This window comes from Deltaproteobacteria bacterium, from assembly GCA_016210005.1.
Taxonomy (GTDB): Bacteria; Desulfobacterota; Binatia; order HRBIN30; family JACQVA1; genus JACQVA1.
This window is the reverse complement of sequence record JACQVA010000009.1, coordinates 21,180-28,987: the sequence shown is the minus strand read 5'-3', so window position 1 is coordinate 28,987 and position 7,808 is coordinate 21,180. Positions and strand designations below refer to the sequence as shown.

General features: G+C 66.9%; 6 protein-coding genes and 1 pseudogene. 3 read left to right on the top strand and 4 right to left on the bottom strand.

Annotated elements, in window-relative coordinates:
* Positions 1-890 (bottom strand): hypothetical protein (locus HY699_01730; protein MBI4514521.1); only part of this gene is annotated, 890 nt, incomplete at its 3' end.
* 550 nt (positions 891-1,440) lie between these two features.
* Between HY699_01730 and HY699_01725 the strand changes: the two genes are divergently transcribed.
* Together HY699_01725 and HY699_01720 are read left to right on the top strand one after the other, a co-directional pair.
* A complete protein-coding gene (locus HY699_01725; GenBank protein MBI4514520.1) occupies positions 1,441-3,837 on the top strand; it encodes a family 78 glycoside hydrolase catalytic domain in 2,397 nt (798 codons plus the stop codon).
* Positions 3,834-4,868 carry an NAD(P)-dependent alcohol dehydrogenase gene (locus HY699_01720; protein MBI4514519.1) on the top strand — a complete coding sequence of 345 codons (1,035 nt, stop codon included), beginning with the start codon at positions 3,834-3,836 and terminating at the stop codon, positions 4,866-4,868. Before HY699_01725 ends, HY699_01720 begins: the two co-directional genes overlap by 4 nt.
* A 42-nt stretch (positions 4,869-4,910) precedes the next feature.
* Here HY699_01720 and HY699_01715 read toward each other — a convergent pair whose 3' ends face one another.
* Positions 4,911-5,090: a hypothetical protein gene (locus tag HY699_01715; protein MBI4514518.1), complete on the bottom strand. Its 180-nt coding sequence runs from the start codon at positions 5,088-5,090 to the stop codon at positions 4,911-4,913.
* A gap of 310 nt (positions 5,091-5,400) precedes the next feature.
* Between HY699_01715 and HY699_01710 the strand changes: the two are divergent.
* Positions 5,401-5,553 (top strand): annotated as a pseudogene (locus HY699_01710) (hypothetical protein).
* Positions 5,554-5,598: 45 nt separating this feature from the next.
* On the opposite strand, the gene HY699_01705 reads toward HY699_01710, so the two are convergent.
* Together HY699_01705 and HY699_01700 are read right to left on the bottom strand one after the other, a co-directional pair.
* Positions 5,599-5,793 carry a type II toxin-antitoxin system RelE/ParE family toxin gene (locus tag HY699_01705; GenBank protein MBI4514517.1) on the bottom strand — a complete coding sequence of 65 codons (195 nt, stop codon included), beginning with the start codon at positions 5,791-5,793 and terminating at the stop codon, positions 5,599-5,601.
* Positions 5,794-6,024: 231 nt separating this feature from the next.
* Positions 6,025-7,782 (bottom strand): matrixin family metalloprotease, encoded by a 1,758-nt coding sequence (locus HY699_01700; protein ID MBI4514516.1) that lies wholly within the window; start codon positions 7,780-7,782, stop codon positions 6,025-6,027.
* Between the last annotated feature and the right edge of the window lie 26 nt (positions 7,783-7,808).

Sequence of the window (7,808 nt, the reverse complement as noted above, 5' to 3'; positions counted from 1 at the left end):
GCCCCCGCCATGAATGCGCCGACTCCGCGCCGGAACCCGCCGCCGCCCTCCGGCAGCAGCACCTGCCCACCCTCGAACCGTCCTCCCCGCCGTTCGATCTCCGCCGTCAGCGCCTCGCGTTCAAGGCGGGCCGCTCGCACGCCCCAATCCCGGTCCGGCACCTCGGCGCGCAGCATGCGCGCGTGCACGGCCTCCCGATCGCTGATCGATATTCCCTCGCGTTCGTACTCATCCAGCACCTTCAACCGGTTCTGGACGCGCGTGAGGGCGTTGTCTTGCGCATGCAGCGCCTGCTCATTCTCGCGCCACTGCCGCACTAGGTCGCGGTTGGTCTGCCCATAGAGGCGGTGCTGAATGGCGGCCCTCGCCACAGCCTCGCCCTCTTTCGTATAGGCCGCGGCCATGCGCTCCGGGCCACGCTCCGGCGCCTGGACGGTGCCGGCCTCAGGGTCGACTCGAAAACCGCGGCGCGTCGCGCCCTGGACGAGCTGGTCGCGTTGGGCGACGGCCTGCTGGTAGCGCGGGTCCTTGGTCAGGACCTGCTCCACGAAGCGGCGGCGGTCGTCGCCGGCGGCGCCGCTCGACACCTCGACTTCCCGCCGCGCCCGCTCCATGTCGCGGTTCAGCTCGGCGAGCCGGCGCTGATAGCCGCTGGCGTCCAGCCCCATCGTGCCCGGCCCGCTGATCGGGGGCGCTTGGTTCTGGCGCGCCATGACTTCGCTTTCCTGCCGCAGCGTCTGCAACTGCTGCCGCAGCGCGGAGGCGCGCGTGCTTTGGGGGTCGAGCTGCCCCAGCTCGCGGTTGAGTGCCTGGGTCTCCTGCCGGAGCTGCTGAATCTTCTGCGTCAGCTCGCCGCCGACGCGTTGGGCCGTGACGCGCGCTTCAGCCATACAGCCGCCTCCCCTCTCCCTCACGAGAAGATCCAGAACGGGTGCTTCATCGCCGACCCCTGCGTACCTGTCCCCCTGGGAGGCCAGGTTTGGCCCGCGCGACGATCGCGCGGCGCGTCGGCTGTTGGCTCTCCACCCGTGCCGAGTCCAGCCCGCATTCCGCACTCCGTTCCCCGCCAACTCATGCGACTTGCTTGATGCGGGCGGATATGCTGAAAGCGTCAATGAATTCCGTCCAAATCCCGTCGGGGACGCTTCGCTTGCGCGGCTATTGCACCACCCGAGCCCGGCAAGGAGCCCCGGCGAAGGCGGGTTGCAGAGCTTGGCCACCGGTGGCCAACATGCAGCAGATTGGGATGCCTCCCCCGCGCGTCGTCTCAGGAAAGGGCCTGGGTGGCCTGAGTGAGGGTGGTTGATCCAGGATGGCGGTGCGGGGGACTATCGAGGCTCAGTGGTTGAAGGCTGCAGGGCCTGTGGTCCGCCTAATAACTCCGTGCGACGCTGCGATCTGTTGAGCCTACTCCCCACTTTCTCGAATCCCGGAGACTCAATGACCCGACTTGCAACGTTGTCCATCCCGGTGCCGGAGATTCGGGTTGCCCGCTGGATCGAACCTGCCGAAGCCGCCAACGCACCGGCAAGACAACGACCTGCCTGTTACCTGGCCGGAGAGTTAGAGGTCACGGGCGCCATCGAGAGCGCGTGCCTGCACGCCACCGCGCACGGCGTCTACGAGGCGTTCCTTAACGGGACGCGCGTTGGTGATTGCGAGCTCACCCCCGGATTTACCGCCTACCGCAAACGACTCCAGGTCCAGACCTCCGACGTCACCGATCTTCTAAAGGAGGGCCGCAATGCGCTCGGCGCAATACTCAGCGACGGCTGGTGGCGCGGCCAGAGCGGCATTGCACGCCGTGTCAATGACTACGGCGTCACCACGGCGTTTCTTGCGGAGCTCGTTGTCACCTTGAAGTCGGGCGAGGTGATGAGGTTCGGAACCGACTCGACGTGGCGTTCGCGCGCCAGCCATATCCTGCGCGCCGACCTGATTGCCGGCGAAGTGCACGATCTCCGTCTGCGCGTCACCGGCTGGGCCGAACCCGGAACCGACCGCTCAGCCTGGGACATCGTACGCGTCGCCGACTACGGGATTGCCGAGCTCTGCGAGTCGCCCGCTCCGCCGGTGCGCCGCGTCGAGGAGCTGCGGCCGGTTTCGATCCGAGAGCTTGCGCCGCAGCGCTGGGTGGTCGACTTCGGACAGAATAGCAACGGGTGGGTGCGCCTTCGTAAGCTCGGCCCAGCAGGCACGCAGATCACGCTGACGTACGGCGAGGCCGTCGACCGCGAGGGCGACGTCACGCAGGCTAACGTCGCGTCCGGCACGTCAATGCAGGCCGACAGCTCGGTCACTTTCCAAGTCGATACGGTGATCTCCGCCGGGATCGATGGCGACGTGTTCGAGTCCCGCCACAGTACCAAGGGATTTCGGTACGTCCGCCTTGAAGGCCACCCCGGTCCACTCGAGCGTGACAACATCGCCAGCATCGTGGTGCACACCGACCTTCCTCGCCTCGGGTCATTTGCCTGTTCGGACGATCGCGTGAACGCCCTCCACCGGATCGCCGAGTGGAGTTTTCGAAGCAACGCCTGCGACATTCCCACCGATTGTCCCACGCGCGAACGCGCGGGGTGGACCGGCGATTGGCAGATCTACGTCGAAACCGCGGCTTACCTCTACGACGTCGCCGGCTTCTCGACGAAGTGGCTGCGCGACCTGGCAGCCGAGCAATGGCCGAACGGGGCGGTCACGAATCTGGTTCCGGAGCCGCATCCGATGGACGACCGGGAACCGCCTTACTGGAAGGATCTCGTCGGCTCGGCTGGATGGGGTGATGCCGCCGTGCACGTTCCGTGGGAGATCTACCGTGCCACCGGCAACCAGCAGCTCGTCGCCGAGCAGTGGCCGTCGATGGCCGCGTGGGTGGAATTCGCCGCGCGCGCGGCGGCTAGCGCCCGGCACCCCTCACGGGTCGAGCGTGCGCCCGAGCCGGCGCCACACGAGCGCTGCATCTGGGATTCCGGCTTTCATTTCGGCGAGTGGCTGGAGCCGGGGCAGTCCCTCGCCGACGCGATCAGCCTCGCGGTGGCCAGCGACCACGGTGCGCTGGCCACCGCCTATCTCTATCGTTCCGCCTCCGAACTCGCGCAGATGGCAGCCGTCCTCGGCCGTCGCGCCGATGCTGAGCGCTACGGCCGGCTCGCCGAAAGCGCCCGCGCTGCGTGGCAGCGTGAGTTCATCGGCGGCGGCGGCCGGATCACGCCGCACACGCAAGCCACCCTCGTTCGTGCTCTTGCTTTCGATCTCGTCCCGCAGGAGCTGCGCGCGCCGGCGGCGAACGACCTCGTCGCGCTCATCCGCGCCGCCGGAACCCACCTCGGCACCGGGTTCCTCTCCACAGCGTTCCTGCTCCCCGTTCTCGCCGACACCGGACACCTGGAGGTGGCCTACGAGCTGCTCTTTCAGGACACGGAGCCGTCGTGGCTTCTGATGAGCGCGCGCGGTTCCACCACGATCTGGGAGGAATGGGGCGGCATCGACGTCGATGGTGTCGCCCACGCCTCGCTGAACCACTACAGCAAGGGCGCGGTTATCTCTTTCCTGCATCGCTACGTGGCCGGCCTCCAGATCGTCGAGCCCGGATACCGGCGGTTCCGGGTCGCACCCCGACCGGGCGGCGGGATCACCGGCGCCCGTACGCATCACGACTCCCCTCATGGCCGCATCGAGATCTCCTGGCAGCTCACGGATGCGGAGCGTGGCAGCATTGAGATTACAGTCCCGCCCGGCACCGCTGCGGATCTGGTTCTGCCCGATGGCACAACGGACGTCCTTCTCTCAAGCACGCACCGGCGCGTGTGGGGCAAGCGCGACGGGAGGAAACCGTGAAAGCTTATCGCATGACGCAATGGCAAGCGGCGCCGGAGCTGCGCGACGTAGACATCCGCGAGCCCGGTCCCGGCGAGGTGCTGGTCAAAGTCGGCGGCGCGGGCGTGTGCCACTCCGATTTGCACGTCATGGACTTCCCCGCCGGCGCGCTACCCTACACGCTGCCGTTCACGCTCGGTCACGAGAACGCCGGGTGGGTCGAGCGGCTTGGTCCGGGCGTCAGCGGCTGGGCCGCGGGTGACCCGGTGATTGTGTACAGCGTGTGGGGCTGCGGCCGCTGCCCCGCGTGCCGTGTCGGCGCCGAGAACTACTGCGAGGTCGCGCCGCTGTTCTTCGGCGGCGGACTCGGCCACGACGGCGGTATGGCGTCGCACATGATCGTGCCGTCCGCGCGCTTTCTGTGTCCGCTCGGCGGCCTCGACCCGCGTCAGGCCGCGCCGCTGACGGATGCCGGCTTGACGACTTATCACGCCGTCAAGCGCTCGCTCTCGCTGCTGCGTCCCGGATCGACCGCGGTGATCATCGGCGCCGGCGGGTTGGGGCAGATGGCAATTCAGATCCTCAAGGCGTTGTCGCCCGCTGGCGTGGTGGCGGTCGACGTGTCCGCCGAGAAGCTCACCGCCGCCAAGTCGCTCGGGGCCGATGCGGTCGTCGCCTCAGACGATCGGGCCGCCGACCACATCCGCGACCTCACTCGCGGTGCGGGCGCGGAACTGGTGCTCGATATCGTCGGTTCCGACGCCACGTTGCAACTCGCCGTCGCTGTGTCACGCCGCTTGGGACACCTGACACTCGTCGGGATCGCCGGCGGCGCGCTGTCATTCAGCTATCTCGGCGTGCCCACCGAGCTCTCCGTTGCCTCCGTATTCTACGGCAGCATACCGGAGCTGAGCGAAGTGGTGACGTTGGCGCAAGCGGGGAAGATCAAGACCCAGGTCGAGTTGTTCCCGCTCGAACAGGCGCCGCACGTGTATGAGCGGCTACGCGAGGGTACGATCAAAGGCCGCGGCGTTGTCGCGCCCAACGGCTGATCGAGCCGCCAGGTTCGTGCGTACCACCAGCTGCGCGGCTGTCTAGAAATCCGGGACGGTCACCATGATGCGGCGCGCCCGGCCGCACGCGGCGAGCGCCGCGTCAACCATCGCCGGCCCAAGCAGTCCCATGGGATCGACGAGCACATGGTCGAGGGCGACGAAGCGGTCGAGGGTCAGCCGCCGGCGCACCTCCGGATGACCATGGCGCACCACCGACACCAGGCATCACGTACTTCGAAAAGGCGCTCTCGTCAGAGCGCCTCGAACTGCTGGAGGACTACCCAGACGATCCACGCGGGCACTCCCACCCGCTGCTTGGATTCACCGAACGGGATGAACCGATTCACACGGTCGGCGCCATTCACGAAGGAACGTTGGTGATCATCACGGTTTATCGACCCAACCCCGAATTGTAGGAGGATTTCCGGGTCCGAAAGGAGAAGAAATGAGGACGTGCTACTACTGCAAGGACCCGCGGCGGCGCCGCCGGATCGAACACATGCATGAATGGGGTGGCTAACGCTACCTCGTTAAGAACCTTCAAGCTGAGGTCTGCGGTCAATGTGGGGAGGTGTTCCTTGCACCGACAACACTCAAGGAAATCGATCGGCTCGTTAGCAACGGAAGACCAAAAGGCCACGTGTCGGTTGCAGTCTTCGAGCTGAAGTCTCGGGCCGCGTGAGTTCGAGATCGAGGACCGGTAGAAGATCAAGAGCCGGCCCACCGGTCACACGCGGTGACGCCGGTCGGCTAGGTCCTCTCGAATGCGCCCCATTGCGGGAAACTTGATCAGGTTCTCGATCGCCGAAACGATGTCATCAATCACACGCTCAGCGGCCGCTGGATCTTCGCCGGAGATGTAATCGGCAATCTGCAGGAGATCGTTTGCGGCGGACTTCGTCAAACGAAAGCGCGCGCTCATCCTCCGTGGCCAGCCTCCACCTTCTGTCGGACGAGCTTCCGGGCTTCGCGCACAACTGCTTCTCCATCAACGAACTCGCCGCGGGGGGCTTCCGCCGCTGCTCGAGCCACGGCTTCCCGGATTTCGTCGCGCTCATCAATGAGATGGAGCGCTTCACGCAACAGATCGGTAATGTTACCGCGCCGGGCGCGGGTTGCCTTCTGACGTCGTCGTGGACAGCAGAGAGCGTAGCTAGTGAGCCCGCGGCGCGTTCAGATATAGCCGTCGAATCCGTTGCCGGCGTGAATCGGCCGCCGGACGATTGATCGTCAGCCCGCCAGCGGCCGTGGTTGGTGTGGCTTCGGCCACGGTCACTGTCGGTGTCGCAGTGGAGGTCGCGGTCGGCGTCCGGCTGGGCGTCGGTGAGCGGTAGCCGAAGGGCGTCCATGTCCGCGTGGGAGTGCGTGTCGGCACCCGCGTCCAGGTTGGCGTCCGGGTTCGGGTGGGCACGCGTGTCCAGGTGCGGGTCGGTGACCGTGACGGCGTGCGAGTTACCGTCGGCCGCGGTGTCGAAGTCGAAGTGCGGGTGGCGGTGGCGGTTGGGGTACGGGTGGGCACCCGGGTGGCGGTGCGCGTCGCGCTCGGGCGGCGTGTGGCGGTGGCGGTCGGCGTGGCGCTCGGGCGCAAGGTTGCTGTCGGTGTTCGTGTAGCGGTGGCCGTGCGCGTTGGTGTACGCGTCGGGGTGCGGCTGGGCGGACGGGTGGCGGTGGCGGTTGGGGTCGGAGTTGGCGTTCCGGGGACGCGGTTACCGGGGTAAATGAACTGCGCCGCGGCGATATCGTCCGCGGCCAGGCCGGCACAGCGCCCGTCGAAGTGCGCCATTGGGGCCATGGTGGCGGTGCTAACGCCGGAGTGTCCCAAGCCGATGGCGTGGCCGAGTTCGTGGGTGGCGACCTCGGCGATATTGCATTGGTTCCAGAACGAGCAACTCGACCAGCCATTATTGAAGGTCACCTTGCCGATGGCGATGCGATTGAACGTGGTGCCGTTGATCACCCGGGTTTCACCATTGGAACAGTATCCGCCAATGGCCAGTACCCCGCTGCAACCCGAGGGGTTGCTGATCTCGTTGTATGGATCATTGAAGACGATGCGGTTGCCTCCCGAGCAGGTGTTGAACTGAGCCGGCGCGGTATCACCGCCGTCGGCGAGCAGTAGGTTCGACTCCGAGACGGTGGACCAAGCGCCCATCGCCTCTACCATCGCTGTGTGCGAACCTGTGGGGCCGATCTTACTATCACCGGTAGTGTCAATCATAAACTCAACCGCCACGCCGTCGTCCGGCTCGAACCAGCGGCTGGGAGAGCCGAGATAGGTGAAGGCCGCGCGCTCCTGGCGCGGGAGGTCTTCCCACACCTCAGGGGGCGTGACGACCACGGCCGGGCCGTAGTCGGAGGCCGGCGCGGCCAGGGCGTGGACGCGCGCCGCCAGCGCGGCGAGCCGCTCGCGTTTAGGAGCCGCCGGCACCAGCCGGCCGTCGAGCGGGGCCAACACCAAGGCGCCCGGCCCGAAACTGCGCTGCGCCTGGGGCTCCTCGCTGTCGTCAATCGAGTACTTGCCCATGGCCAGCGCCGTCGTTTGCAGCGTGCCGTCGGAGTTGCGGCTGAGAAAGAGTAGCGCGCGCTCGCCGACCCAGAACTCGGGCGCGCCGAACACCCACTGCGTGCGCCCGCCGACCGTGCCACCCGGTTCCTTGAGCACCAGCGGCTGAGCCGGCGGCAGGTGGCCGGCAAGCACGGTCTCGGTGTCGAGAAAAACGTACGTGTGAATCGCGCTGTCGTCGTCGCGCGCAGCCGACTCGATGTGGCTGACGCGCGCGACCACCACCGCGACCGATTGCGCTGCCAGCTCCTGCTCGTTCATGAGCACGAAGGTGGTGGCGTGGCTGCGGCCGACCCACAGCAACGAGACCATCGTACCGCACAGCAACAGAATCGCTCGAACTCGCATGTCACTCATTTCTTGGCGACATGAGC